The organism is Sebaldella sp. S0638, from assembly GCF_024158605.1.
Lineage (GTDB): Bacteria > Fusobacteriota > Fusobacteriia > Fusobacteriales > Leptotrichiaceae > Sebaldella.
On sequence record NZ_JAMZGM010000011.1, the window covers coordinates 25,319 to 50,435 of the forward strand.

A 25,117-nucleotide genomic window follows, 5' to 3' on the forward strand; every position below is an offset into this window, starting at 1 on the left:
TTAATTTATATATGTCAGATTATTTCTCCGATATTTCCCAAAATACTCTGCATTTCCTTAAAATCTTCTTCATTATTTGCAGCATACATCATTTGTATATCTTCACCGGTATACATTAATGCTATTCTCCCGTTCGAACCGTTTTCATATAATTCAACCCTAAAATACAACCAGTTTTCTAATTCTTCCTCTCTTTTGAAAAAATTGTGTTTAATTAACTGCACATCCTCTTCTGAAATCCAGTAAAAGGCCTCTGATGAATATTCCAGACACAAACTTGCCTGATATCCATACATTGCTGTAAAAAAACCAGATAATGTTTCCGCTGTTTTTATCCATTTTTTATTATCATATCCCACATAAACCGGCGGGTTTTCTTTTCCAATATCACTTCTGGCTATACCAGCCTGACACACACCCTGATTTTCATTAAAAAATACGAGATATTGATAATCTAGAAAAACAGAATATTTTCCGGGCAATATTAATTCATCCTGTAAATATAATAACTCATCCGAACACCCTAAATTCAGGTAAAACTGTTCAAGAACCAGCGGAATCCCGCCACACAGTTTTTTTACTGTTTCCACTTCCTCTGTTTTATAACCCTTCGGATTGGAAACAGCAAATAATTTCTTAATAATATCAGTATACTTCATATTTTACATCCTTTTCCTCTGCTCTTAATTTTTAATTTATCTTAGCACAGACATAAAAAATTCTCAACTATATAAACTAATTATGTGTATTAACACCAGCCTGCTTAATAAATCTGCCGTATTTTCCTCTCAAATAAAAAACACCCTGTCTGTTCTTCTAAAACTTTCAGAGTGTATTCTATAATCACGATCTTTACTGACCTCTGCTCTTCGCTGCATCATCTATAAACTTAAGTCCTTCCGCAGTCATGTCAGAAATAACAATATTAAAAGTATCATTTTTTATAGTGCTTTTATCAATCATAAATAAAACAGTATTATTTTTGCTCACAGACTTAAATACTATCAGACTGTCACTTTCCTCAGTATCAAAGTTAGCAGTATACTTATCACGAAAATAATAAGCAAGCCCCTTGAATTCCTCAAGGTTGACATTAGTAGTCCCGCCCCAGTAAACAAGTTTATTTCCTGCGAATCCTAAAAATAATTTATCAAATGTAATATCTAAAAAATTCAGATGATTATAAACCATCTCATTCCCGTCTATTTCGTCTGCCTGTCCAAGTACACTTACCACTGCATCAGGATTTTCTCCCCATTTCAAATCGGTAAATGTGCCTCTGCTAAAAGCAGCCAGTGATAAAAACAGGAAAAACAACAGTATTTTTTTCATTTTATCTCTCCAATGCTCTCTAATTCTAAAATGTATACCATCAAAATTTATCTTCAAATATTTTTTCAGTAATTTTGTAATTACTGATTCATATATACTTTACCACTTTATCCATAAATTTCAAAGCCTTTTTTTAATCCGGCAGTTTTCTCAATTCCTGCGGCAAATATAACATCATGATGATTTTGACCAATAAGCCATGTAAATTTTTTATCAAAAATATAAAATTCATCTACACCTGCTGTTTCTTCAATAACAGTAATCATCGCTTCAATTTTCCCTTCGTAATACCAGAATTTCTGACTCTCCCTGTATGTTTCCGTAAATATAATATATAAATCCTCATCAGTATCACCAACTGTATATCTGATAATTTCCGAAGTTTTTTTGTAATCCGGTGAATGTTTCCCCCAACGCTCTTCATCCTTCAGCCATTCCCATATCCAGCCGTAAAATTTAGCGCTATGTCTCCCGCTTTTTACAAATGACAGCATAAATCTTCTGTCTATATTTTCAATTTGTGTAATGTTAATACTTTTAAAACTGCGGAAAAGGTCAAATTCAGCTATTACGCCCTCTATATTCTTTCTGAACATTGTCCAGGATTTTCTTTTCATTTATTCTCCTAATTTTTTATTTCCATCTTTTTACTCTTTTAATCCTACAATTATTTCACTTTTTCTATCAAAATAAAATTTCAAATTAAAATATTATAAACTTAACTCAAATATATTGTAATCAACTTCAATAAAATAATCAACCTTATTTTCAAAATAAAAAAGACAGAAATCAAAATCCCTGCCTTTCCATAATATAATCTACATCTTTTTTAACATTTCATTCACTATTTTAATTGAATTTTCCGCTGCTTTATTTGAAAACTCATCATAAGTCACATGTGCCGAACCATCTGCCTTATCAGATATTGCCCTGATAACAACAAAAGGAACTTTATAAAATGTAGCCACATGTGCTACAGAAGCACCTTCCATTTCCACAGCCCATGCACCAAATGTTCCTTCAAGAACCTTAACCTTTTCTTTATCAGCTATAAACTGATCTCCTGTAGCTATAGTTCCTTTGAATACATGTGTTTTTCCAAGAACTTTCTGAGCTGAAGTTTCCGCAAGCGATACCAAAGATTTATCAGCATAAAACTTGCCGTTATCTGATCCCGGTACATCTCCCGGCTTGTCGCCGAAAGCAGTGGTGTCAAAGTCATGTTCCACAAGATCTGTAGATATTACCACATCACCTACGTTTAACTTGTTATTTACAGCTCCTGCCACACCTGTAAAAATTATTCTGTCTGCCTTAAATTCCCTGATCAAAATATCCGTTGCCATAGCCGAGTTTACTTTACCTATACCTGACTTTAACAAAACTACATCTTTTCCCTGTAAAGTCCCTGTGTAAAATTCAATTCCTCCGATATTCTTTACTTCCTTTACCTTAATTTCATTCTTTAGTCCGGCTACTTCTTTATCCATCGCTCCTATTATTCCCACAGGCCCTGAAAATGCACCAAATGAAAAGAATGCAAAAACTGCCAGCAATAATTTTTTCATAAATTCCTCCATTAGTTAAAATCTTTGAAAGACTTTATTTTCTTTCTCTCTGTATTCTAACATATATAAAATTTCTGTCATATAAAAATTTTTATTAAATATCCTGTTTTTGTGTATATTCATCCAGCGAAAAATAAAAAATAACCCCGTCATCGGTATTCTCTACACCATGTTTTGATTCATGAAGCATAAGAATACTTCTGGATATATAAAGACCAAGCCCTGATCTATGCGAATTTCTGCCATTTTCACCATCTCTTTTAAAAAATTTCAGCCATATTTTTTCTTTTTCTTCATCACTTAATTTTTTCCCGTCATTTCTTACATAAAAAATCACTTTTTTATCTATTTTCTTTAATTCAATTTCCACATAAGTCTTTGCATGTCTCAATGCATTGGAAATAAAATTATAAATCACCTGCTCCAGCTTATTCTTATCTGCTCTTACAAGACTTGACTCCAAATTATTCCTTACTTCTATATCATCTTTTACATTAACACTGAATTTCTCTGTTATATTCAATACCAGTTCTTTCAGATCAAAGACTTCCATATTCAGATTTACTATCTTAGTGTCAAGACTCATAGCCCTTGTAGTCTCCTCTATAAGCAAAGTAAGCCTGTCTACTTCCTCAGAGATTATTTCAAGATATTTTTTATCATAATCATCTTCGAGCAGATCAGCATACCCGGAAATTACAGTGAGAGGTGTTTTGAATTCATGAGAAAGATTTCCCATAAGTTCCTTTGTATTTTTCTTATCCTCTTCGAGCTGTTTTAGTGTTTTTCCCAGAGTATCCGCGAGATTATTTATATCAGAAGCAAGTTCCCCTATTTCATCTTTATTTTTTATATCAAGTTTTTCTTCAAAATTTAATTTTGTAATTTTATTTGTTATTTTTGATATTTTTAGTATAGGACTTGTGATAATCCTTGTGAAAAGCACTGTCAAAACAGATATAAGACATAATCCTATTATAATCAGATAAAGAAAATAACTTTTCAGTTCATCAAATAACACTGTGACATTTTTATAAGAATAAACCAGAATTACAGTTTTTAATCCGGCTTTCTTTACTATTACCTCATATCTTTCTTTTTCATCATGAGGATCTTTGTGTGTGAACTGAAAGCTTTCATTAAAGCCTCTATTCTGTACATATGTCTCCAAAACCATTTCAAGAAAATCCTCTTTCAGTGTATTTCTTAGTGAAACTGCTTCCAGCTGTGCATTCTCAAGGGTAATCAGACCTGTATAATGTTTCTTTTCTATCTCCTGATTTATTTCATAATCAATGTACGTTTTCTCGTTATAAATTATCCTTATGGGAATAATATACCCCTCTCCAAAAATTTCATAACCGATTATAGTAATATCCTTTGTCATATTAAAAGTTATTTTTTCATTCAGGTCGTCAGAAAGATTATCAAGTATTACTATATATTCTTTTCCGTCTTTTTTTACTGTAATATTCTCAAATTTACTTTTTATATTATGCTCAGAATTATCATCATAGGCTATAATATCTGCTTTCAGTTTTTTTTCCATATTTTTCAGATTCCCTGTTGTTATATTATCCGGTGTCAGGTTATTTATATGTGATCTAAGCTCTGTCTTTTTTCCGAATTCGTAAATTTCCTGAAAAATATATTTTCCCAGCAGATAACCAATTATTATGGTGATTAAAAATATTACCATATAACCCGAAAATATCTTTTTATTTATCTTCATAATATCCTCTCAGCTTATACTTCGAATTTGTATCCTATTGAAACTACCGTTTTTACATAATCCGAGTAATTCCCCAGTTTTTTTCTTATTTTTTTTATATGATTATCTACAACTCTGTCAAAAACTTCAGAATCATATCCCCATATATGGATAAGAATATCATCCCGACTTTTTATCATACCTTTATTTTCAATGAGATACAGTAATATCTCAAATTCTTTCGGTGCGAACTTTATCTCTTTACTGTCTATAAGAACCCTGTAACTGTCCTTGTCTATCTCCAGACCGCCGAATTTATAACTATGCTGATTCACGCTGATTCTTTCTGCAATTCTTCTGATTTTAGCAAGAAGTATATCCTTTTTAAACGGCTTTATTATAAAATCATCAGCTCCTATTTCATATGCCAGAAGCTGGCTTTCGTCGTCTGAAAGAGCAGTAAGTATTACTACAGGTACATTGCTTGTTTTCCTGATCTCCCTGCATGTGTCAAAGCCGTCCAGCTCAGGCATGTATATATCCAGCAAAACTATATCAAATACTTCTTCTTTCATCTTTTCCAAAGCAATTCTTCCGTTTTCCGCCTCACTTACTTTATAATTTTCTCTCAGAAAATATATTTTTAAAAGTTCCCTTATTTTTTTTTCGTCTTCTACTATTAATATTTTTAGCATTTTTGCCCTCCGAATAAATTATATAACAAAAAACAAAAGAAAGGAAGTAATTTGTCCCTTCCTTTTATTCTGTTCCTGTACTAATATCTAAAATCCGAAACAATATCCCACACCAAGAGTTACTCTGGAATAATCAAGATTATCTTTTTCTCCGTTAACCTCTATATCTGCAAATGTAGTCTGATACATAATATCTGCAAAAAAGCTTTTATACTTTACTCCTCCGCCTACTGCATAATAAAATCCGTCATTTATCTTTGTTTCGTAGCTTTTTGAGTTTGAATAAATCGGCGGCTGCTCCACATCATTTATTTCGTATCTCGCATAATCTTCCCATCCGGCATCATCTTTTTCCAGATTAAATGAATAACCCACATTTACTTTTGCATAAGCACCCCAGTTGTCATTTATAGGAAATTCATACTTACCTGTTATATATATCGGTATGCTGTCATAGTATTTTTTATCTTCAAATCCTTTTTTAGCCTCATATTCTACACCGGGACTCACATAATATTCAGTTTCCGTATTCTTCCCTTCTGCCTTTGGATTAGCCTGATAACCGGTTCCTATTCCTAATTTAAAATTTGGAACTACTTCTTTCATATATTCCACAGTAAATTCAAATCCTAAATCATCAGATTTACCTGTATTAAATCCTCCTATTTCACTATACCAGTTTCCTGCATTAAGTCCTCCCCTGATATTTACTTCATCTGCAAAAGAACTTATCCCAGCCAGTATTATTCCTGCTAATATTAATTTTTTCATATTTCCCTCCTATAATTTCTTGTTTATTTTTTATTGGATGTTGTTAAAAAAATTATATATTCCGCATATGTTCTTTATATATCCATTTTTAAATCTTTTTTTGCAAAAATGGACATACAATGGATACACATCTGAATTACAATTAACTAATCGGTTTTATTCAGTATATTTATAATGGAGGTAACAAAATGAAAAAACTTATCCTTGTCTTTATATTTACATGTACGTGTCTAACAGCAGCTTTCGCATATTTTGTATTTTCAGGCCCGATACTTGAAGAAAAAATGGAAGATCTTCTGGAAGCAAAGTACGGCTATACTTCAGATGATTCAAAATATCTTGAACTTGATTTTGACGTCCATAAACAAGGAAAGAACGTTTATGTCAATGTAAAAGTAGATGATGATTTTTATATTGCCAAGACCGAGTTTAATAAGAGTATTTTTGATAATTGCATAAAACAGGTCGAAGAAACTGTAAAAAGCAATTCAAAAGGAAAAAATGTAGTTATCAATAGTTACTTTTAAATATTCACACAGAATTTTTTTATAAAAAGGATACAAAAAGAACACATGGTTAACTTATAATAGAAACACTTAAACTTTATTTATAATAATTATAGCGGAGGTAATAAAATGAAAAAAATGATTTTATGTTTAATTGTAATACTGGGAGCTTTTTCTTTTGCAGACACATACCTTGAGGATCATATAGAGGATACGCTTGAAGCAAAGTACGGTTATATTTCGGATAATTCAAGATATATTGAACTTGATTTTGATGTTCATGAACAGGGAAATACTATTTATGTAAAAGTGAAGGTAGATGACGATTCTTACAGAGAAAAAAGCAGTTTCAGCAAAAATGTTTTCAATAATTATGTAAAACAAATTGAAAAAACAGCTAAAAGCGAAGCTAAGGGAAAAAATGTAATTGTTAACAGTTATTTCTAAATATTTCCAAGGAGAAAATATGTTTTATACAATTGATTTATATGTTCTAAACCTAATGAACAATATAGAAAATCCTATTTTGGACATTGTTATGCTGATCTTCTCTTTCCTTGGAAATGACGGTCTTATATGGATTGCTGTTATTTCTGTAATGCTGATATTTACGAATTCAAGAAAATATGCAGGTGTTATTGTATTAGCAGTCCCTACAACAATGCTGATCGGAAATAAAGTGCTGAAAAATTTATTTGACAGACCAAGACCGTTTCACACTTTCCCGGATTTGAGAGTGCTTGTGGAGACTTCGGGTACACACTCGTTCCCGTCGTCTCACACAGCTGTTGCCTTTACAGTATTAGGCATCTTTTTATTTTTCAAACTCCCGTACAGGCTTTTCATATTTATTCTTTCTTTCGGAATAGCCTTTTCCAGAATATATCTGAATGTTCATTATTTCTGGGATATTGTCGGCGGTGTATTTTTAGGAATGGGAACAGCTTATTTATTCTTTTTAATATATAGAAAAATCAATTTTTTATATATCAAAAGTGCAATAATAAAAGCTGTATTCGCAATAAAAAACATTATTTCAGACTAATAGAAAAAAGCTGTCCGCTTAATCATTTTTATCAGGACAGCTTTTATTTTCCCTTTTATTTTTGCCACGTTCCTTTTTGTTCATAAATTTTTATATGTATATTTTTTGGATTTATAGAATTTCTAAACTCTTCTGTTGCTGTATCTTTAAACATAGCTGAAGAAGATTTTTTCATATCCTCTAATGAATTCCAGTGCTGAATCATAACCCAGCAGTTCGTCCCTTCTGTATGCAGTAATTCAGTATCAATAAACCCTTCCTGTAACGAGTGAAAGTTTGTTTCCAGTTTGTTGATTATCTCTGTGAAATCTTTTTCTGTTATTTCCTGTTTCGATTCCAAATTTACTATTTCAGTTATTATTTTCATTATTGCCTCCTGTTTTTTTAATTACAGTATACAAAGAAATGTTTTTTTGAGATAGTAAATAATAGACATAAATATATGTATCTTTTCGGTACAGCAATAAAAAAAGACATAATTTTCTTTGTTTTATGCCTTTTATTACAAAACTTTTTTCTTATACATTCAAAATAATCAGAATAAAAAGTTTATTATTTTATTTATTTCTATTTTAAAATTTAAATATTACAAGATAAAACACTATCATAGCTAAACACAAGATAAATATCCCTTCTATTATATCTGCTTTACTAGATAATATATCGACTTTTTTCGGATTCCTTTTTGAATAAGATATCTCAACTTCTTCCCCTTCTTTTTGTAAATATGAATAAGCACCCATACGTCTGACACTAAAATCAGACTCTATTATTTCATCATTTTCTAAAATATATATTATAGAAAAAGTTATTACATAAACCCCATAAGTATAATCGGTTATAACTCCGGTTGATTTCTTCCAAAAATTCTTTTTTATAACCTGAGAGATAATCATCAACATTCCGATTAAAAACAGCATTGCCCCCAGAAATAAGGGGTATTCAGCATATTTAAACTTAGTTTTTGTAATTTCAAATACAGCAAATTTTCTAAGTATTTCAAGGGAAATATCCTCATTTCCCCTTATGTACACACTATAAATATAGCGATTATTTAATTTTCCAAATCCGTCAATAGTTACATTATCAGCATAAATAGTTTTAACGGAAGAGAGTTTATTATTTTTTATTACTATATCCGGCATTTTCTCATAAAATGTAGTATCTGGTTTTTCTTTTTTCAGATTCTTATACACTTTCTCATCTATCTTAAGCCTATTCTTTACCGTATCACTCTCTATACTAAGACTGATATATACACCGTCAAGTTTCATCGAAATGTGATTATCACGAAGCCTGTCTATATTTGTAACGCCGTCAGGAAGCATCACTTCCACCATTATTCCATTTTCATACAATACGACAGTCCTTTTATTTGTATAAGCAAATACAGGTATACAATATATCTGAAATAAAAATAATGCTCCTATTAAGATTTTAATAAAATAAACAGGAACATTTATATGCAATTGCTTTATTCCAAAAATAACAAACATTTGTAACTCCTTTAAGTTTTAAATCACAAAAAAGTATAACATAAAAAAAGTTTTTAGTCTAAATAATTTATCTTTGGAATATTAATTTTAAAATTACTTTTTTTATCAGCTAAAAATTCTCCCGGCGTGACTCCGCTGAATTCCCTGAATTCCTTTATAAAATGTGTCTGATCATAATATTCCCCGTCATAAGCCAGTTCAGTGAGATTATTATAATTCCCGCCGTATAATATCGCACCGCTTACCCTCTGAAATCTGGTAATACGGCTGAAAATCTTCGGTGTCACCCCTGTATATCTGGAAAACAGGCGTTCCAGATACTTAATATTAATCCCTGATTTTTCACAAAAGTCTTTTATATTTTCCGTACTTATATAAAAGGTCTCAAATATCTTCCTTTCCACATCACTCAGACACTCATAGTCCATTTCTTCAAGTATGATCTCCTCCATTACCCTGATCCGCTCTTCCACGGTAAAATTACTATCTGCCATTATATCAGCAATAAGTCTGGAAAAGTCCCCGAGAATATCACCCAAATCTGATATTTTCCCTGTAAACTCCCTTAAAGGAACTTTTAGCAAAGGATATATCCCGTGAGGATAAAAAGAAATACCAAAAACTTTTATTCTGCCTTTCTGTTTTACTGTCTCGGCTCTGCTCCTGATCCCGTTAAAATGAACTCTGTGAGGAACAGTGATTTTTCCGTCTTTTTCATAAATAACGGGTTTTGAATAATTAATAATTATATCAGTATTATTAACAGGAAGGAGCTTATTATCTATGTTGATTTCAAGATCACTTTCCATAAGCCAGTAAAACTTTATAAAATGTTTTAATATACTGTTTTTTACACTATACTTCCTAATCAGACTCATAAATAAAATCACTCCTTCCCTGTATTATGAAATTTCTTCTTCCATCTCACCGGCAAACTGCGAATTATAAATATTATAGTATTCTCCTTGTTTCTCGAGAAGTTCACTGTGTGTGCCTGTTTCCGCTATTTTTCCCTCTTTCAGCACCAAAATTCTCGTTGCTTCCCTTATGGTGCTGAGTCTGTGTGCAATAACAATATTTATTCTTCCCGCCATAAGATTTTTCATAGCCTGCTGTATTTTCTTTTCTGTTCTTGTATCTACATTACTTGTAGCTTCATCAAGTATAAGCACATCAGGATCAGAAAGAATAGTTCTGGCTATGGACAGAAGCTGCCTCTGCCCGGAACTCAGATTCTCCCCGTCATCTCTTAATTCTGTGTCATATTCCTCTTTCAGCAGATTTATAAAATCATCGGCATTAGCCTTATATGCCGCTTCCTTTATCTCCTGATCATCAGCATTAAGATTACCGAACCTGATATTATCGCTTACAGTCCCCATAAATAATACAGTTTCCTGTAAAACTATTCCTATTTTTTTACGAAGGCTGTCTAATTTTATATTCTTGATATTTTTTCCGTTGACCTTTATCTCACCGTCTTTTATATCATAAAAACGCATAAGAAGATTTATTATAGTAGTCTTTCCCACACCTGTGGGTCCCACCAGAGCCACAGTTTCACCTTTTTTTACACTAAAGGAAATATCATCAAGTACCTTCTTCCCTTCAACATAAGAAAATGAAACATTTTCAAACTCTATATTTTCTATTTCAGTATTCAAATCCTCTGTTCCCAGCTCATCAGTAATTTCAATTTCTGTATTCAATATCTCAAAAACCCTGCTCGAACTCGCTATAGCCACCTGAAGCTGATTCAGCTGTGATGAAAGCTGATTTATCGGCTGTCCGAACTGTCTTGAATAACTTACGAAAGTTCCTATCATTCCTACACTTATAAATCCTGCAAGCGACATCAAACCGCCGAAAACTGCTATAAGCACATAGGACAGATTATTTATCATTGTCATCAAAGGCATTATCATTCCTGACAGCATTTGTGCCAGTCTTCCTACATCACGGAGTTTTCTGTTTGTTTCTGAAAATTTTTCAAACATGCTATCTTCCCTGAGGTTTGATTTTATAGTAGCCTGTGCCGTGATGCTTTCCTCTATAAGACTGTTTAGTTCTCCAAGGCTTTTTTGCTGTACAAGAAAATAATTCTGACTTTTCTTTGTTATTTTTCTTATTGAAATCATGCTCAAAGGTACTGTTATTACAGTCACTATCGTAAGAAAGATATTCAGGCTTATCATAGAAACAAGTACCCCGACTAGCGTAAGTGTTCCTGTTATTACCTGTGTTATACTCTGTGAAAGAGTATTTCCTATCTGATCAATATCATTGGTGAGACGGCTCATTAGTTCCCCCGAAGTATGCGTGTCAAAAAATCTTGGCGAGAGCTTTGTCAGCTTGTCAAAAAGTCTGTTTCTCAAGTCTTTTATCGCTGCCTGAGAAACCGCAGCCACAGTATACATCTGAAACCATGATGAAATTACTCCGACTAAATAAATTGAAGCCAGAATAGAAAGATACTTGACCAGTTCTCCGGGATTTCTCTGTACTATCCCTTTATCTATTATCTTCCCTATAAATATCGGTGCCACTATTGTTGCAGCTGTACTCCCGAGAATAAACAATACCAAAAATACAAGTCTTATTTTATAAGGTATAAGAAGGGAAACTATTCTTTTTATATTTACTTTTACTTCTTCCTTACTTAATTTTTCCACGGGGAAAGCCATATTTCTTGATCTTCTTCCAAAGCCGGGTCCTGCCCCTGCTCTCGGAGTGTTATTATCACTCATTGTTCTCCCTCTTCCTTACTTTCTATCTGTGAATCATATATCTCTTTGTAGACACTGTTGCTTTCCAGAAGATATTCATGTGTCCCTGTCCCTGCAATTCTTCCTTTTTCCAAAACGATTATTTTATCCAGATCCCGTACAGAACTTATTCTTTGTGCTACTATTATTTTTGTACATTTAAAGTCCAGATGCTTTAGTTCATTCTGTAATTTAGCCTCTGTTTTCATGTCCAATGCAGATGAAGAATCATCAAGAAGTAAAATAGAAGGCTTTTTTACCAAAGCTCTTGCTATATACATTCTTTGTTTCTGGCCCACAGAAAGTCCTGCACCTTTTTGTCCTATAAGCGTGTTGTACTTTTCAGGCATCTTTTCTATGAATTCTTCTGCCTGTGCAGCTTTTGCCGCCTTTTTTATATCTTCAAAATCAGCTTTCTCATTTCCGAACCTGATATTTTCCTCTATACTTCCCGCAAGAAGCGTATCTTGCTGTCTCACCAGCCCGATACTTCCTCTTAATTTTTTCAGCGGTATCTCCCTTATATCAGTCCCGTCAAATTTTATACTTCCCCTGCTTACATCATAATAACGGATCAAAAGACTGATTATAGTAGTTTTCCCCGAACCTGTCCCGCCTATTATTCCCACACTTTCTCCGCTTTTTATATAAAAACTTATATCTTTCAAAGATTCTTTATCATCTTTTTTATAGCTGAAATATACTTTCTCAAATTCTATTCCCTTATTAAGGGCTGTATACCCTGTATCCTCCCCTGTACTGCTTATACTCTCATCTCTTGTGAGTATTTCATTAAGACGGGTTCCCGACACTTTTGCCCTTGAAGTCATCATCAGTAAAAATGCCACAAGAAGCAATGAAAATAATATCTGAAAAGAATAAGTAATAAAGGCTATAATATCTCCCACCTGTATACTGCCGTCATATACTCCGTTTCCTCCTATCCAGAGTATCATAATAATAGCTGTATTTATCAGAAACATCATTACAGGCATTATTAAACCGGTTCTTCTGTTTGCTTTTACGGAAATGTCCATGTATTCCTTATTTGCTCCCTGAAATTTTTCATTTTCGTAATCTTCTCTTACAAAGGCCCTGATTACTCTTGCTCCTACAAGGCTTTCCCTGAGTATTCCGTTTAGTTTATCAAGTTTAAGCTGAATCTGGCTGAACATCGGTATACTTTTTATTATAATAATCGAAAGTGCGAGTATCAGTATAGGAAAAATAACAACAAAAACCATTGTAAGACTTTTATTTATGGTTACTGCAAAAAATATACTCCCCAAAAATAATATCGGCGCCCTTACCACAAGCCTCAAAAATGTTTGAATAATAGTCTGTAATGTATTTATATCTGAAGTAAGCCTTGTAATAAGTGACGGCGTAGTAAAGTGATCGATATTTCCCGCAGAAAACCCCATAATTTTCTTATAGGCTGCCTCTTTTACATCAGCGCAGAACCATTGTGATACTTTGCTCGCAAACCATGTACTCAGTATTCCGCCCACAGAACTCACCACTGTTATAAGTACCATGATCAGACCTATCTGAATAATTTTATTCATATTTTTTTCCGGCAGATAAATATTTACGATTTTTGACATTAGTTTCGGCATTGTCACCTCTGCTATTACTTCGAGAAATACCAGAGATACCGCCATTATAACCTCTTTTTTATAAGGCTTTATATATTTTAGCAATTCTTTCATAGTTTTCCTTTCTCTCCACACAATTTCCCCATTTTTTATTTTTTATATAACATATTTTTCAAATAATTTCCCTCTAAATATCTGACTTTTTATATTCTTTCAAAAGAAAAAAAGAACCGCAGATTACTACTGCCTTTTTATTCAGGCTTTCTGCTTTTTCTAATGCGGATTCCAGAGTGCTTTCCGCATATGAATGTTCGAAATAATCTTTGCCTCTATTGTACATTTCTTCGGAATTCTGACCGCGATTATTGTTTATTCCGGTGAAAACTGCATAATCTGAAGCTTTTGCCAGCTCTTCCAATACAGAATCATTATCTTTATCTTTCAAAATAGAAATAATAAAGACCAGTTCCCTGTCAGGAAAAACTTCCGCCAGATTCTCTGAAAGCACTGCTGCTGAATCCTTATTATGTGCTCCGTCCAGTATTATAAAGGGATTTTCCGAAATTATCTGAAATCTTCCCTGCCAGACAGCTTTCAGACATGATTTCGTAATTATTTCATCATCTATTCCCAGATATCTCAATGCCTCATATGCCAGTAAAAAATTCTTTCCCTGAAATTTCCCGAACAATGACAGTCTGAACTCTTTGCCGTTAATCTTTACTATAGTTTTTAGTTTCTTTTTATCAAGCTCAACACTCTCATTATTAAAATTATACTTTTCCAAAACATTAACATAATTGTCTGTCTTTGCTTTTATCTCCAAAAGCAGCTCTTGTTTGCTGTCTGAAAAAAAAACAGGCACGTCCTTTTTTATAATTCCTGCCTTTTCATGTGCTATCTCCCTTAAAGTATTTCCCAAAAATTCCATGTGATCAAATGAAATATTTGTTATAAGTGAAATAACAGGAGCCACTGTATTTGTAGCGTCTGTTCTTCCGCCAAGACCTGTTTCCAGCACAAGATAATCTATATTCTTCTCTTTCATATATAAAAACATCATTGCTGTTGTTACTTCAAAGTATGTTAGTTCTATATTATTTTCTTCCAAAACTTTATTTATTTTTTCATAATAAATATCCACATCCTCATCATTTATCTCTATACCGTTTACTGTTATTCTCTCGTTAAAACGATATATTTCAGGTGAGGTATACTTTCCTGTTCTGTAGCCTGCTGCTAACAGACCTGCTTCCAAAAAAGCCGCCGCAGACCCTTTTCCATTCGTTCCTGCAATATGAATTATTTTATAGTTTTTTTCAGGATTCCCAAGACTTTTCATCGCTTTTTCCATATTTTCAAGTCCTAATTTTATTTTAAATTTATCCACGGAATCCAGATTTTTTTTCTTATCCATGTTTTACTTCCTTAATATGGCATCTGCTACCATTGCACATCTTTTATTTTCAAGCACATCGTGAACTCTCACTATATCCGCACCCTTTTGTATTCCTATCACTGTAGTGGCAAGCGTCCCTTCCGTTCTTTCCTTTGGTGGCAGATCGAGTATTTTCCCGAGCGTTGATTTTCTTGAAGTACCCAGAAGGACTCTTCCAAGTGCTGACAGCTCCTCCAGTCTTCTTAATACCTCGATATTTTGCTCATAAACTTTCCCAAAGCCTATTCCCGGATCAAGTATTATATTTTCTCTTGGAATACCAGCATTTTCCCCAATTTCAAAAGTCTTGTCAAAAAAAATCTTCATTTCTTCCATAATGTCTCTGTTATACTCATGTCCGTCATGATTATGCATTGCTATTACAGGTACATTATATTTTGCTGCTGTTTCTGCCATCTTCGCATCACCTTGCAGTCCCCATATGTCATTTATTATGTCTGCTCCTGCGAGGATCGCTTCTTCTGCCACTGCAGCTTTGTATGTATCTATTGATATTGGGATATCTGTTACTTTGGAAAGTTCTTTTATTACAGGAATAACCCTTTTTAATTCTTCCTCTTCACTTACTAGTTCACTTCCCGGTCTTGTAGATTCTCCGCCTATATCTATAATGTCTGCACCGTCTTTTATCATTTGCAGAGCATGTTCCACTGCATTTTGAATATTAAAGTTATCCCCGCCATCTGAGAATGAATCGGGAGTAATATTCAAAATCCCCATTATTAATGTTCTTTTTCCAAATTCCAGCTCTTTATTTCTGAATTTTAATATCATAATTCTGCTCCTTGGTATAACTATAAATCTTTTTATATTCTATCATATCTTATGTTTTTATAAAACTATGTTTCTATAATATTTTAACTGTTTAAATATATTTTATGCTTTTGATTGATGAATTTCATATAAGTGGAATATATTATTTTTTACTGATAGTTTATGAGATTTTTTATGTTGATCGGTGATATGGTTAAAATCACCTGAGATCGACAACATCATATTTTATAAGACATAAAGTATATTTTTTCCATAACTGTGACATGTTTATGTCATGTTTTAAACAGACGAAAAAAATTGATCGACAGAAATGTTTATTTGAGGTATAATAAATAAATGGTTTGTAGACGTGAGGGTGTTAATATAACTATTTTAGAATGTAAATAAGCTTTCTTGAATATCTCCTGTGAGTGATCTTATAGTGTTAATATAACTATTTTAGAATGTAAATTAATAATCGAAGCGTTTTCCGTTTCGCTCTGCGTGGTGTTAATATAACTATTTTAGAATGTAAATCTAAAAAAGGTGCAGGGTCAAAATAAAGTACAGATCGGTGTTAATATAACTATCTTAGAATGTAAATATATCTTTCTTTACTCTCCCAAAAGGTTTTATAGCCGTGTTAATATAACTATCCTAGAATATAAATCTAAATATTTTCTAACTACAAGAAAATATTTTTTACTTAAAATCCACACCCCCAAAACAAAAAGAGAGCCGTGCTATTACCTAAAGCACAAAACTCTCTTTTTTATTTATTATAAATTTTTCTCAAGCTCACTCTTAAGTTCCCTTATCCTTTTACGGCTGAGCGGATGAACCACATTAGGTGCTATCTCAGCGAAAGGCTCTAACACAAACATTCTTTCACTCATCCACGGATGCGGGATTGTAAGATTATCCTCATCTATTACCTCATCATCAAATATCAATATATCCAAATCTATCAGACGAGGACCCCATTTTATTTCCCTTACCCTTCCCAGCTCCTGTTCCGCAGCAAGAAGCTCTTTCAAAAGCTCTTCCGGCATAAGAAGCGTTTCCAGCTCTGCCACAGCATTCAAAAAATCATCCTGATCTGTGTACCCGAAAGGTTTTGTCACTATAAAGCCTGATACTTTACTAACTTTTGTTCCTGAAATTTCCTTAATCTTATCAAGTGCATCATTAAGATTCTTTTCCTTATCTCCCATATTTGAACCAAGGGAAATATATACTTTATGCCGTCCTCTGACTATTTCCACAGCCACATGATCTATAGCCTTTCTTATAGGAGCCCACGGCTTTTTTATTTTTACCTTTAATTCTTTAATCCTTGTGTATTTTTCCAGTAGACACTCTGCTATTTCCTCGGCACACTTTTCAATAAGGTTATATTTGGCTGTCAGAAATATTTTTTCTATATCGTCACATACCTCTGCATAACTGATTGTCTTGGTCAGATCATCATTTTTCCCGGCTTCCCTAAAGTCAGTCTGTATCTCAAGAGAGATAAAAAATCTTTGTCCCAATTCTTTTTCCTCTTTTAATACCCCGTGATATGCTATTATTTCCAGATCTTTTATGTATATTTTGTCTTTTACAGCCAATTTTTTCCTCCTAATGTTTATTTTGCTACTGTATGAATTACGCTAAAAACACTGTTCTTCTTCACTCGCTAATATACCGAGAAAGAAAGTGCTAAATACTTAATAACGCCAAAACTTCACTTTTCTTGGATTCTTCTTTTTCGAAAATACCGTTTACAGCACTTGTAACTATTTCTGAATTAGCTTTTCTACTTCCTTTCATCTCTATGCACAAATGCCTTGCTTTTACTATTACCATTACTCCCTGACAATTTGTCAGATCAGCAATTGCATCACAAATTTCATTTGTGAGCCGTTCCTGAATCTGAAGTCTTTTTGAATATAACTCTGTTATTTTAATAATATCCCCGAAGCCCAATACTTTCCCGTCAGGTATATATGCCACATGAATCTGTCCGAAAAACGGCAGAAGATCATGTTCACACATTGAATAAAAATCAATGTTTTTTTCAATTACTATATTATTTTTTTCAACAGTAAAAACTTTTTTTACAATATCCTCAGGCTTTTTCCCCATACCCGAAAAAATCTCTCCGTATACTACAGGTATTCTTTTCGGTGTATCTTTCAAGCCCTCTCTGCTCACATCCTCGCCTATTTCCACAAGCATTTCGTATGTCAGTTTTTCCAGATTTTTCCTGTCCATAAACTCTCCGATTGTTAAAATGTATTATTTACCAAATCATTATATAATACTTCCTCTACATCATATGCAGTATCATTAGATACCAGATATTGATATAAAAGCACCTGACCGTTTTTCTCATAACCTGTCAGATTATAATTTTCTATTTTTTTGTCTTTTGTATTATTTACTTTCATAATATACTCTCTTACAGTCATACCGCCTGACTGTCTTTCAGAAATTTTTGTTACTCCTTCTGTGCTTTCCAGCTGGCTTATTTTTGATGCCACATCTGCACCGCTTATTAAAGTCAGTGTAAATGAGAATTTTATATTGGATTTCTTATCCACAAGCTGCATAGGCTGCTCATTTCCTGAAGATTTCACAGCACGGAATTCCAGATCTTTGTAACTATATATACTGAAGTTACCAAAAGTCTGTGTTTCTTTCTTTCTCTCCATTATTTCAGAAACTTTCTTCTCATACTTTGACATACCGACTTTTTCTATCTCTTTATCTCTGTTGCTTCCGTTTATAATATTAATGATTCCCCCGATTAGTTTAAACGGAAGTTTCACTACCTCTACGGCAGCTCCGGCTACAGTTCCCACTGCAGTGGTAACAAGGCATGAGTTTAACAGTAAAACCACACTTAATGCCAAAACAATATTTCTATACTTTTTCATTGTTCCTCCTATTTTTTGGAATTTCTACTTTCATCTTTTATTTTACTATATGCCTGTATAAAAAACAATGGTAAATTAATTATTTCGGATTTCCTCTGCTACGAATTTTAATTCCTCAAATGTTTTTCTTACTGTTTTTCCATTTTCAATTTCATTTATAGAGTTTTCTAAAAATTCTATATTTTCTCTTCTGTAAAAAGCATCTATTCTTATTATTTCCCTGACTTTTCTTTTCATTTTACCCCCCATTAACTTTTATATTCTTTTACAGGAATTTTATATGCCTGAACAGCAAATTCAAAAACTTTGTTAATCTCCTCTATATTTTCAAATAAAGGATCTAATGTTTCAGTGATATTATCCTGAAATATATCAATATGAAATCTCAGAGTACTGCCAAACTGTCTTCCATAGGCGGTATCAGGCGGCAGCGCAAACGGTCTCACCTGTACTCTTTTACCTCCCCTTGCCTGATCCCTAAAAAACCATGATATAAATTCCAGAGAATCAAGACCGGCTTCAGATTTTTCAATAAAAAACTCAAACTGACATAATACCTCATTTTCCAAACCACCATTAGTTCTTGACAATGCTGCATGGGGCAGATGTGCATAGTCAAAAAGTCCCAATGCTTCACCTGTTATTCCTTCCAGATTTTCTACACCGCTTTCTATAGAAACAATACTTTTTAATTTTAGTACATTATTTTGAAATTTCTGTATTGCTTTTGGATAACCACTCTCCATAAAACCTCCCAAAATCATATTTTTATAAAATAACCCGGGAAAAGTGTAAATTTCCCAGGTTATATTTTACTATATAAAATTATTTTAATCTACTTTTATATTATATCAGTTTAATACTTCCCTTTCAATATTCTCATTGCATTAAACACTGCAAGTAATGCCGTTCCTACATCTGCAAATACTGCTTCCCACATATTTGCAAGTCCGAATACTCCCAAAACTATGAATATTCCTTTTATCAAAAGAATAAATATAATATTTTCTATTAGTATTCTTCTTGTTTTCTTGGATATTTTAACCAGATCGGCGATTTTAGAAATTTTATCATCTATAAGAACTACATCTGCTGTTTCTATTGCTGCATCAGAGCCAAGTCCGCCCATGGCTATACCTACATCCGCCCTTGCAAGTACCGGTGCATCATTTATTCCGTCACCCACAAATGCTACTTTCTTACCGACCCCGGCTTTTCTCATCTCTTCTTCCAGTTTCTCTACTTTTCCTTCTGGAAGAAGATTGGCGTAGTAAGAATCTATTCCTACTGTTTTCGCTACATTTTCAGCCACTACCTCATTATCGCCTGTAAGCATTACTAGTTTTTCTATTCCTACTTCATGCAGTTTTTCCACAGCATCTTCTGAATCTTCTTTTATCATATCTTTTATTAATAGATTCCCTGTATATTTCCCGTCTATACTCATATAAACTATTGTACCGTAATCCTGCTTTTCACTAAATTCTATATTATGTGACTTCATCAGTTTTGAATTACCCAGTAATATTTCTTTACCGTCTATCTTTGCTTTTATTCCGTTTCCGCTTATTTCCTCATAATCTGTAATTCTGCTTAAATCAGGCTTTTGATTGTAATAAGCCACTATTGATTTTGCTATCGGATGATTAGAGTTAGCTTCTCCTAACGCCGCGTATTCCAGAAACTTATCCCTTTCCATATCTCCGGCGATTTCCATATCTGCTACTTCAAAGATACCCTTTGTAATAGTCCCTGTTTTATCCAGCATTATTATATTTAAGTCATTAATAACATCAAAGAATGTAGAGCCTTTTACAAGAATACCGTTTTTGGCAGCTCTCCCTATTCCTGCGAAATATCCCAAAGGTATGCTTAGTACCAATGCACATGGACACGATATAACAAGAAGGACTATTGCCCTGTATAACCACTCTGAAAATAACTGATTAAAGAATAACGGCGGTATTACAGCTACTAAAACTGCCAGTATTACTACTGCCGGAGTATAATATCTTGCGAATTTCGTAATAAATTTTTCTGTTTCTGCTTTTTTATGTGAAGCATTTTCTACCATTTCCAAAATTTTGAATACTGATGATTCATTAAATAATTTTGTTACTTTTATTTTAATCAGTCCCGAAGTATTTATCATTCCTGCCATTACATTATCTCCGGCGGCATATGACCTTGGTACTGATTCCCCTGTAAGTGCTGACGTATCAAGCTGTGTTTTTCCCTCTGTAATCTCTCCGTCCAAAGGTATTTTTTCACCGGGCTTTACTACTATAATGTTATTTAGTTCCACTGTTTCGGGATTTACTGTTTTCAATCCATCGGCAGTTTCCAGATTAGCATATTCCGGTTTTAGTTCAAGCAGTGATTTTATTGATTTTCTCGAATTATTTACCGATATTTCCTGTAATAGTTCCCCTACGCTGTAAAAAATCATTACTCCCGCTGCTTCTGAGAACTGATTTATGAAAAATGCAGCAAGTGTAGCAAAACTCATAAGAAAGAATTCGTCAAACGGGTTTCCTTTTAAAAGATTTTTTATTGCTTTCATTATTACCGAATATCCCACAATTGCATAAGAAAAAACAAATAATATATTCGATATAATCATATTGTCTTTTGTTATAAAACCGCCTATCATCAAGATAATGGCAGCTGCTATTTTTATTTTTTCTTTCTTCAGTTCGTCGCCGCCACTCTCTCCATGTTCATGACTATGTTCGTGATCGTGATCATGGCTGTCTTCACCGCAGCATTCTCCGCTTTTCTGTTTTTTCGGAAAGATTCCTTTTACTGCTTCTATCAGCTGTACTCCCGGCTCTATCTTATTTACTATTGACAAATCGTTTTCAAGGTCTGTACTGTCTATAAGCATAGTTAAAGTTCCAAAGTCCACACTGACGGACTTCACCGTAGATGACTTTTTTATTTCCCTTTCCAGCTTAGCAGCACAGTTCGCACAATCTAAGTTCTTCAATATATACTTCTTCACAAAACTCACACCTTTCATAATTCATTTATACATATGAATATATGTTCATATATTGTAAGTATAATATAAATAAACCTGTTTGTCAATTACTTTTTTTATTTTTTTCTATTAAAATCCTGATTTTTAAATGCTAAAAAAACAGCAATCCAGCTGAAATTTTCCCGGTTATGCAAAAATAAGGCACCGTCACTCCATTCTCTGTCTCTGTGTCTGTATCGTTTTTCACTTCCCTGATTCATATGAACATCATGAATTCCCGATTCATTTTCATAGAGCATGCCGTATACATATATATCATACATCTCTTCATCCATTGAACGTGTTACATAATCTTCCAAAACTTCTATAAGATAAGTCTTTTTAGTATCTATTGTGGGCATTAAAATCATTTTTTCAGGATTAAACAAATCCATTTTTACATAATCAAGTGCAAAATCTCTTTCTACTACATGAATGCCGTATTTTTTACCTACTATTTTATCTAAAATTTTGTTATTATAATTTTCATCATGATAAACTAAAAGCTCTGATGTCTTAAATTCATCGCTTCCCCATTTTCGTTCCACAGAGCCTACATTTACAGCTATATCATATTCTTTCCCCAAAACTTCTGCAATAATGTGATAATGTGCAGTTTTGTCAAGATCGTACCACTTTCCTGTTATTTTCCCCTTTAACAGTACGTAATCTTCCATATATCTCCCCTTTAGCTATTAATCAAAATATGGTTCATGAAACGGATTATCTTTATATTCAAAGCACATTTTTATCTGTGATTCAGTATTCCTTGTTTCTGAAAGCTCCGGAAGCCTGTCTGCTGAAAAGAATCCTGTTTCTTCTGTTTCAATATTTTCCACAAAGCTGCTTTCCAGATACTTACATTGTACAAATATCTTGTAAACACTATGCGGAAATAATATATTGGTGTTTCTGTTTCTGTCATAAACTGCGAGTATTCTCTCAGGAATAATTCTTGCTCCGGCTTCTTCCATAGCCTCTTTAATAAGATTTTCTTTAAGGGAAAGATCTATATCTGCCCATCCTCCGGGAAGAGACCATCTGTTATCCAGCTTTTCCTTTACCATAAGTATTTTATTTTCATGAAAAACAGCCGCTCTTATATCTATTTTAGGTGTCTGATATCCTGTCTCGCCTGCGAAAAGATGTTTTATCTTCTCTCTTTCCATGTCTGTATAACTTTCCATAATATCAATACTTACTTTTCTTATTTCCTCGAATCTTTCCAAATCGTATTTATCTTTTGAGTATTCCAGACCGGCCTGTGCTATTGCCTGCAGCTTTTTAGCAACTCCGAGCCATTTTCTTTCTTCCATCCCTTAGACCTCTTTCCTTATATAACAGTTACTTTTATAATATTATATCACATTCTTTTATAATTTGTCTTTATTTTCACAATCATATTTAAGAATTTTTGAATAATAAAAAGATAAGCCGCGGCCTTTTAAATTCAGAAAAAATAGAGCAATTGCAGATATTAACATTGAAGAAATGAAACAAAAAATTCTAATTCACAGTAAAAATAATATAAAAAAACTGTTTCAAAAAAGCCGTTGAGATACCAACGACTTTTTATATGTTAACATTTTTATTTTTTTAATATCTTTTAAAAACTTTCATTTTATAGCTGAATTCGAAAACACAGGAAAATAAGTATATTATTTGTCATATATTCGAAATTCAATTTTTATAAATCAAAAATATCATAAAATTTATCTGACAAAAAAATTATTGACAGTTATTTATTATTTAATACTTCGTCCCAAACTTCAGTTATTTTTGTTGTTTGAAAATGATAAAATATTGATGAAGGATTGGGAAGCAGCTCGTCTTTTTCTATCTCAGCCTGTGACAGCCTTCTCCCATACTTCTTATAGCTTTTATAAAGCTGAAGCTTTAAACCCTGCTTGCTGTATTTGGAAATTATATCCCTCTTTATATCGAATCCTGCAATTCTTCTCAAATTATTTATGCTTGTAAATCGGCTGGATATTACCGATTTTGAATATGGGAAATCATATTGTTTCAAATCTCTCAAAGTGGCACCATACTGCTCTTTTCCAATTTTAAATGATAATTTTTTATATAATTCTATTAACTCTTCATTTGTATGTGTTACGTTTGCCAGCACACGGCGCGGCTTTTCTCCCATAAAATCTAAAAATTTATTCCATGTTCCAAAATGTCTTCTTATCACTCCCGGTGTCATTCCGGCCTCTTCTCTAAGCAGCGGAAGCGTTACTATACCATATTTTTCTTTCATTTCATTATATATACTTATAACCTCTTCTGCTGAATATGCAAATTTCTTTATTCTTATCCCGAATATTTCTTCCATTTCCTCTTTAGACCATAGTGTCTTTAAGTATTTATAACTGGGGAATCCTTTCAGTCTTTCTATTGCAGACATATGTTTCAGTTCGCCGGAAATTATTTTTTCTTTTATAAGCTCTTTTAATTTCTCTTCTTCGTATTCTATGTAATCATTTATTTCGGCTTTTATTTTAGCATTACTCCAGCTTCCAAGATACCTTTGAACTGTCTCAAATGAACATGTATTTTTATCTTTATCAAAACTTTTTATTGTTATCTTACCATATTTTTTATAATGCTCCTGCATTTGTTTTATTATTTTCTCTTCACTATACCCTTTCATATTCTACCACCCTAGATTATTTTTTAGCTTTTCCCAGATTTTTTTATCAGAGTCCCAGGCTAACTCTCAACCAATTTTTATTTATTTATCTTAATTTTGTTCAAAATAACCAATATTTTAATTGCATTTACAAACAGAAAACCCGTAATATAAATCTTTTCTTTTTAATTATTGTATAAAGGCTGTAACAGATACTGAAACAACCAGAATAAATAAAAAACATTTATATTTTTTCAAACAGTATTTTGATATTATTAGTATTTTATTTGTATCTTGAAAGAAAAATTATGTATTTAAACTATGATGTTATGAAAATTTTATATAAAATATATACTGTTTTTACCCAACCTGACTATTCTTCAAAATAGTTCTCCCATTTATTTTCTATTTGTTTCAACTTTCTGAATTATTACCTTTTATGCATAAATTTTTACAAATCCTTTATTTAATGCACATTATACCTAATACAAAAATGTAATCGATTACAAAATTTAATTTTGACTAGATTTATAATTTTTTATTTTCTTACATATTGAAAGATGAGTTATTTAACTATTCCACACTTCACTATATATATAATCTTACTTTCAAATTTCAAAAATTTACTAGAAGATTCTATTTAATTATTTTTGAAAATAACTCCTCATATTTTATTTAATAAATATATATTTATTTAACATTGTCAGTCACTATTATTGTTTGTTTTTCAAAGATCTTATCAACTTGTCTTCAAAGCTACATACGCTTCCCTGAATTATTCAGGCATAATTTATATATAATAAATTTTATTAAACAATTGTAATTGACATATCAATTATA

The 25,117-nt window shown here is 32.5% G+C and carries 26 protein-coding genes and 1 CRISPR repeat array; of the genes, 3 read left to right on the forward strand and 23 right to left on the reverse strand.

What is annotated here, in order from left to right; all coding sequences use genetic code 11:
* Nucleotides 1-14 precede the first annotated feature (14 nt).
* From NK213_RS05025 to NK213_RS05055, 7 genes are all read right to left on the reverse strand, one after another.
* Nucleotides 15-659, reverse strand: coding sequence for a hypothetical protein (locus NK213_RS05025; RefSeq protein WP_253347348.1), 645 nt, complete (start codon nt 657-659; stop codon nt 15-17).
* A 193-nt stretch (nt 660-852) separates the two neighbouring features.
* The gene (locus NK213_RS05030; protein ID WP_253347350.1) at nt 853-1,332 is read right to left on the reverse strand and encodes a hypothetical protein; all 480 of its coding nucleotides are present in this window, start codon (nt 1,330-1,332) and stop codon (nt 853-855) included.
* Nucleotides 1,333-1,439: 107 nt separating this feature from the next.
* A complete protein-coding gene (locus tag NK213_RS05035) occupies nt 1,440-1,949 on the reverse strand; it encodes a DUF6756 family protein (RefSeq protein WP_253347352.1) in 510 nt (169 codons plus the stop codon).
* 201 nt (nt 1,950-2,150) lie between these two features.
* Nucleotides 2,151-2,900: a 5'-methylthioadenosine/adenosylhomocysteine nucleosidase gene (locus NK213_RS05040; protein WP_253347354.1), complete on the reverse strand. Its 750-nt coding sequence runs from the start codon at nt 2,898-2,900 to the stop codon at nt 2,151-2,153.
* 94 nt (nt 2,901-2,994) lie between these two features.
* Nucleotides 2,995-4,632: a HAMP domain-containing sensor histidine kinase gene (locus NK213_RS05045; protein ID WP_253347356.1), complete on the reverse strand. Its 1,638-nt coding sequence runs from the start codon at nt 4,630-4,632 to the stop codon at nt 2,995-2,997.
* A 14-nt stretch (nt 4,633-4,646) separates the two neighbouring features.
* Nucleotides 4,647-5,306: a response regulator transcription factor gene (locus NK213_RS05050; protein WP_253347358.1), complete on the reverse strand. Its 660-nt coding sequence runs from the start codon at nt 5,304-5,306 to the stop codon at nt 4,647-4,649.
* A gap of 87 nt (nt 5,307-5,393) precedes the next feature.
* Nucleotides 5,394-6,077: an outer membrane beta-barrel protein gene (locus NK213_RS05055; protein ID WP_253347360.1), complete on the reverse strand. Its 684-nt coding sequence runs from the start codon at nt 6,075-6,077 to the stop codon at nt 5,394-5,396.
* Between the two features lie 188 nt (nt 6,078-6,265).
* Here NK213_RS05055 and NK213_RS05060 point away from each other — a divergent pair, with 188 nt between their 5' ends.
* The 3 genes from NK213_RS05060 (at nt 6,266) to NK213_RS05070 (ending at nt 7,628) form a co-directional block, all read left to right on the forward strand.
* On the forward strand, nt 6,266-6,604 hold the full coding sequence (locus NK213_RS05060) for a hypothetical protein (protein WP_253347362.1): 339 nt from the start codon (nt 6,266-6,268) through the stop codon (nt 6,602-6,604).
* A 108-nt stretch (nt 6,605-6,712) separates the two neighbouring features.
* Nucleotides 6,713-7,030, forward strand: coding sequence for a hypothetical protein (locus NK213_RS05065; protein WP_253347364.1), 318 nt, complete (start codon nt 6,713-6,715; stop codon nt 7,028-7,030).
* 19 nt (nt 7,031-7,049) lie between these two features.
* A complete protein-coding gene (locus NK213_RS05070; protein WP_253347369.1) occupies nt 7,050-7,628 on the forward strand; it encodes a phosphatase PAP2 family protein in 579 nt (192 codons plus the stop codon).
* Nucleotides 7,629-7,683: 55 nt separating this feature from the next.
* Here the strand turns inward: NK213_RS05070 and NK213_RS05075 are convergent, their stop codons facing one another.
* From NK213_RS05075 to NK213_RS05150, 16 genes are all read right to left on the reverse strand, one after another.
* On the reverse strand, nt 7,684-7,995 hold the full coding sequence (locus NK213_RS05075) for an antibiotic biosynthesis monooxygenase (protein ID WP_253347376.1): 312 nt from the start codon (nt 7,993-7,995) through the stop codon (nt 7,684-7,686).
* 205 nt (nt 7,996-8,200) lie between these two features.
* Nucleotides 8,201-9,124 carry a hypothetical protein gene (locus NK213_RS05080; protein ID WP_253347378.1) on the reverse strand — a complete coding sequence of 308 codons (924 nt, stop codon included), beginning with the start codon at nt 9,122-9,124 and terminating at the stop codon, nt 8,201-8,203.
* A 53-nt stretch (nt 9,125-9,177) separates the two neighbouring features.
* Entirely contained in the window at nt 9,178-10,002 is an 825-nt protein-coding gene (locus tag NK213_RS05085; RefSeq protein ID WP_253347380.1) for a helix-turn-helix domain-containing protein, read from the reverse strand.
* A 24-nt stretch (nt 10,003-10,026) separates the two neighbouring features.
* Nucleotides 10,027-11,871 (reverse strand): ABC transporter ATP-binding protein, encoded by a 1,845-nt coding sequence (locus NK213_RS05090; protein WP_253347382.1) that lies wholly within the window; start codon nt 11,869-11,871, stop codon nt 10,027-10,029.
* Nucleotides 11,868-13,601 carry an ABC transporter ATP-binding protein gene (locus NK213_RS05095; protein WP_253347384.1) on the reverse strand — a complete coding sequence of 578 codons (1,734 nt, stop codon included), beginning with the start codon at nt 13,599-13,601 and terminating at the stop codon, nt 11,868-11,870. The genes NK213_RS05090 and NK213_RS05095 overlap by 4 nt, the downstream gene beginning before the upstream one ends.
* A gap of 73 nt (nt 13,602-13,674) precedes the next feature.
* Nucleotides 13,675-14,904 carry a folylpolyglutamate synthase/dihydrofolate synthase family protein gene (locus NK213_RS05100; RefSeq protein ID WP_253347386.1) on the reverse strand — a complete coding sequence of 410 codons (1,230 nt, stop codon included), beginning with the start codon at nt 14,902-14,904 and terminating at the stop codon, nt 13,675-13,677.
* Between the two features lie 3 nt (nt 14,905-14,907).
* Nucleotides 14,908-15,720 (reverse strand): dihydropteroate synthase, encoded by an 813-nt coding sequence (gene folP / locus NK213_RS05105; RefSeq protein WP_253347388.1) that lies wholly within the window; start codon nt 15,718-15,720, stop codon nt 14,908-14,910.
* Between the two features lie 355 nt (nt 15,721-16,075).
* A CRISPR array of direct repeats spans nt 16,076-16,369; the repeat unit is 30 nt; unit sequence GTGTTAATATAACTATTTTAGAATGTAAAT.
* A gap of 109 nt (nt 16,370-16,478) precedes the next feature.
* A complete protein-coding gene (gene folK, locus NK213_RS05110) occupies nt 16,479-17,309 on the reverse strand; it encodes a 2-amino-4-hydroxy-6-hydroxymethyldihydropteridine diphosphokinase (RefSeq protein ID WP_253347390.1) in 831 nt (276 codons plus the stop codon).
* 91 nt (nt 17,310-17,400) lie between these two features.
* Nucleotides 17,401-17,955: a GTP cyclohydrolase I FolE gene (gene folE, locus NK213_RS05115; RefSeq protein ID WP_253347392.1), complete on the reverse strand. Its 555-nt coding sequence runs from the start codon at nt 17,953-17,955 to the stop codon at nt 17,401-17,403.
* Nucleotides 17,956-17,969: 14 nt separating this feature from the next.
* A complete protein-coding gene (locus NK213_RS05120) occupies nt 17,970-18,620 on the reverse strand; it encodes a hypothetical protein (RefSeq protein ID WP_253347394.1) in 651 nt (216 codons plus the stop codon).
* 75 nt (nt 18,621-18,695) lie between these two features.
* A complete protein-coding gene (locus NK213_RS05125) occupies nt 18,696-18,857 on the reverse strand; it encodes a hypothetical protein (RefSeq protein WP_253347396.1) in 162 nt (53 codons plus the stop codon).
* Nucleotides 18,858-18,868: 11 nt separating this feature from the next.
* Nucleotides 18,869-19,366 carry a hypothetical protein gene (locus NK213_RS05130; protein ID WP_253347398.1) on the reverse strand — a complete coding sequence of 166 codons (498 nt, stop codon included), beginning with the start codon at nt 19,364-19,366 and terminating at the stop codon, nt 18,869-18,871.
* Between the two features lie 110 nt (nt 19,367-19,476).
* Nucleotides 19,477-21,624, reverse strand: a complete 2,148-nt coding sequence (locus tag NK213_RS05135) for a heavy metal translocating P-type ATPase (RefSeq protein WP_253347400.1) — start codon at nt 21,622-21,624, stop codon at nt 19,477-19,479.
* A gap of 95 nt (nt 21,625-21,719) precedes the next feature.
* Nucleotides 21,720-22,319 (reverse strand): DUF2278 family protein, encoded by a 600-nt coding sequence (locus NK213_RS05140; RefSeq protein ID WP_253347402.1) that lies wholly within the window; start codon nt 22,317-22,319, stop codon nt 21,720-21,722.
* Between the two features lie 18 nt (nt 22,320-22,337).
* Nucleotides 22,338-22,958 (reverse strand): NUDIX hydrolase, encoded by a 621-nt coding sequence (locus tag NK213_RS05145; protein WP_253347404.1) that lies wholly within the window; start codon nt 22,956-22,958, stop codon nt 22,338-22,340.
* 422 nt (nt 22,959-23,380) lie between these two features.
* Nucleotides 23,381-24,298 (reverse strand): hypothetical protein, encoded by a 918-nt coding sequence (locus tag NK213_RS05150; RefSeq protein WP_253347406.1) that lies wholly within the window; start codon nt 24,296-24,298, stop codon nt 23,381-23,383.
* Nucleotides 24,299-25,117 lie beyond the last annotated feature (819 nt).

Bases quoted from the DNA above. Each gene is read 5' to 3' on its own strand.
- NK213_RS05095 (WP_253347384.1), bottom strand. From the start codon at position 13,601: ATGAAAGAATTGCTAAAATATATAAAGCCTTATAAAAAAGAGGTTATA.
- NK213_RS05065 (WP_253347364.1), top strand. From the start codon at position 6,713: ATGAAAAAAATGATTTTATGTTTAATTGTAATACTGGGAGCTTTTTCT.
- NK213_RS05085 (WP_253347380.1), bottom strand. From the start codon at position 10,002: ATGAGTCTGATTAGGAAGTATAGTGTAAAAAACAGTATATTAAAACAT.
- NK213_RS05140 (WP_253347402.1), bottom strand. From the start codon at position 22,319: ATGGAAGATTACGTACTGTTAAAGGGGAAAATAACAGGAAAGTGGTAC.
- NK213_RS05100 (WP_253347386.1), bottom strand. From the start codon at position 14,904: ATGGATAAGAAAAAAAATCTGGATTCCGTGGATAAATTTAAAATAAAA.
- NK213_RS05090 (WP_253347382.1), bottom strand. From the start codon at position 11,871: ATGAGTGATAATAACACTCCGAGAGCAGGGGCAGGACCCGGCTTTGGA.
- folE (WP_253347392.1), bottom strand. From the start codon at position 17,955: ATGGACAGGAAAAATCTGGAAAAACTGACATACGAAATGCTTGTGGAA.
- NK213_RS05050 (WP_253347358.1), bottom strand. From the start codon at position 5,306: ATGCTAAAAATATTAATAGTAGAAGACGAAAAAAAAATAAGGGAACTT.
- NK213_RS05040 (WP_253347354.1), bottom strand. From the start codon at position 2,900: ATGAAAAAATTATTGCTGGCAGTTTTTGCATTCTTTTCATTTGGTGCA.
- NK213_RS05025 (WP_253347348.1), bottom strand. From the start codon at position 659: ATGAAGTATACTGATATTATTAAGAAATTATTTGCTGTTTCCAATCCG.
- NK213_RS05145 (WP_253347404.1), bottom strand. From the start codon at position 22,958: ATGGAAGAAAGAAAATGGCTCGGAGTTGCTAAAAAGCTGCAGGCAATA.
- NK213_RS05125 (WP_253347396.1), bottom strand. From the start codon at position 18,857: ATGAAAAGAAAAGTCAGGGAAATAATAAGAATAGATGCTTTTTACAGA.
- NK213_RS05055 (WP_253347360.1), bottom strand. From the start codon at position 6,077: ATGAAAAAATTAATATTAGCAGGAATAATACTGGCTGGGATAAGTTCT.
- NK213_RS05070 (WP_253347369.1), top strand. From the start codon at position 7,050: ATGTTTTATACAATTGATTTATATGTTCTAAACCTAATGAACAATATA.
- NK213_RS05075 (WP_253347376.1), bottom strand. From the start codon at position 7,995: ATGAAAATAATAACTGAAATAGTAAATTTGGAATCGAAACAGGAAATA.
- folP (WP_253347388.1), bottom strand. From the start codon at position 15,720: ATGATATTAAAATTCAGAAATAAAGAGCTGGAATTTGGAAAAAGAACA.
- NK213_RS05045 (WP_253347356.1), bottom strand. From the start codon at position 4,632: ATGAAGATAAATAAAAAGATATTTTCGGGTTATATGGTAATATTTTTA.
- NK213_RS05030 (WP_253347350.1), bottom strand. From the start codon at position 1,332: ATGAAAAAAATACTGTTGTTTTTCCTGTTTTTATCACTGGCTGCTTTT.
- NK213_RS05150 (WP_253347406.1), bottom strand. From the start codon at position 24,298: ATGAAAGGGTATAGTGAAGAGAAAATAATAAAACAAATGCAGGAGCAT.
- NK213_RS05035 (WP_253347352.1), bottom strand. From the start codon at position 1,949: ATGAAAAGAAAATCCTGGACAATGTTCAGAAAGAATATAGAGGGCGTA.
- NK213_RS05120 (WP_253347394.1), bottom strand. From the start codon at position 18,620: ATGAAAAAGTATAGAAATATTGTTTTGGCATTAAGTGTGGTTTTACTG.
- NK213_RS05080 (WP_253347378.1), bottom strand. From the start codon at position 9,124: ATGTTTGTTATTTTTGGAATAAAGCAATTGCATATAAATGTTCCTGTT.
- NK213_RS05130 (WP_253347398.1), bottom strand. From the start codon at position 19,366: ATGGAGAGTGGTTATCCAAAAGCAATACAGAAATTTCAAAATAATGTA.
- NK213_RS05060 (WP_253347362.1), top strand. From the start codon at position 6,266: ATGAAAAAACTTATCCTTGTCTTTATATTTACATGTACGTGTCTAACA.